Annotated in this window: 1 protein-coding gene; it reads left to right on the top strand. The window is 64.7% G+C overall.

Going from position 1 to position 1,205, the window contains the following annotated elements; genetic code table 11:
* Positions 1–1,205, top strand: a 1,205-nt coding sequence (locus tag A5663_RS02110) for an amino acid adenylation domain-containing protein (protein WP_156744278.1), incomplete at both ends; no start/stop codon positions are given.

Here is a 1,205-nt window from a genome sequence, read left to right as displayed (position 1 = left end):
GCGTCGGTGTCGATTCCGGTGTTGTTTGGTGAGCGGGTGGGTCGTGCGCCGGAGGCGGTGGCGATTAGTTGTGGGGCGCGGTTGTGGTCGTATCGCGAGGTTGATGAGGCTTCGGATCGGTTGGCGCGGTTGTTGGTTGGCCGTGGTGTGGGTCCGGGGGATCGGGTGGGGTTGTTGGTGCCGCGGTCGGGTGAGGCGGTGGTGGCGATGCTCGCGGTGCTCAAGGCGGGGGCGGGGTATGTGCCGTTGGATCCGGGGCATCCGGATGCGCGGATCGGGTTTGTGCTTGATGATGCGGCGCCGGTTGTGGTGTTGACGACGGCGGGGTTGCGTTCGCGGGTGCAGGGTCGTGGGTTGGCGGTGGTGGATATCGCTGATCCGGTTGTGGCCGAGGCGGTCTCGGGTGTGGTGTTGCCGGCCGTTGGTGGTGATGATGTCGCGTATTTGATTTATACGTCGGGTACGACGGGGGCGCCGAAGGGGGTGGCGGTGCCGCACCGCAATGTGGTGCGGTTGTTGGAGACGTTGGATGCTGATGTGCCGGGTGCTGGGGTGTGGTCGCAGTGTCATTCGTTGGCGTTTGATTTTTCGGTGTGGGAGATCTGGGGCGCGTTGTTGGGTGGGGGCCGGTTGGTGGTGGTGCCTGATGCGGTGGTGCGCTCGGCTGAGGATTTGCATGCGTTGTTGGCCGCTGAGCAGGTCAGTGTGTTGAGTCAGACGCCGTCGGCGTTTTATGCGTTGCAGGCTGCCGATGTGTTGGCTCCGGAGGTGGCTGATCAGCTCAAGCTGGAGACGGTGGTGTTTGGTGGGGAGGCGTTGGAGCCGGCGCGGTTGGGGCCGTGGTTGGCTCATCATGCGGGGTTGCCGCGGTTGTTGAACATGTATGGGATCACCGAGACGACGGTGCACGCGTCGGTGCGTGAGATTGTGGCCGCTGATGGGGCGTTCAGTGTGAGCCCGATCGGGGTGCCGTTGGCGCATCTGGGGTTCTTCGTCCTGGATGGGTGGTTGCGTCCGGTGCCGGCCGGGGTGATCGGTGAGTTGTATGTCGCCGGTGCCGGGGTGGCGTACGGGTATGTGGGTCGGGCGGCGTTGACCGGGTCGCGGTTTGTGGCGTGTCCGTTCGGTGGTGATGGTCAGCGGATGTATCGCACCGGGGATTTGGTGCGCTGGGGTGCTGATGGGCAGTTGCAGTATCTGGGGCG

This window comes from Mycobacterium sp. E740 (genome assembly GCF_001672895.1).
Taxonomy (GTDB): Bacteria; Actinomycetota; Actinomycetes; order Mycobacteriales; family Mycobacteriaceae; genus Mycobacterium.
The sequence above is the reverse complement of the archived record's forward strand: the minus strand, read 5'-3'. Positions and strand labels throughout refer to the sequence as shown.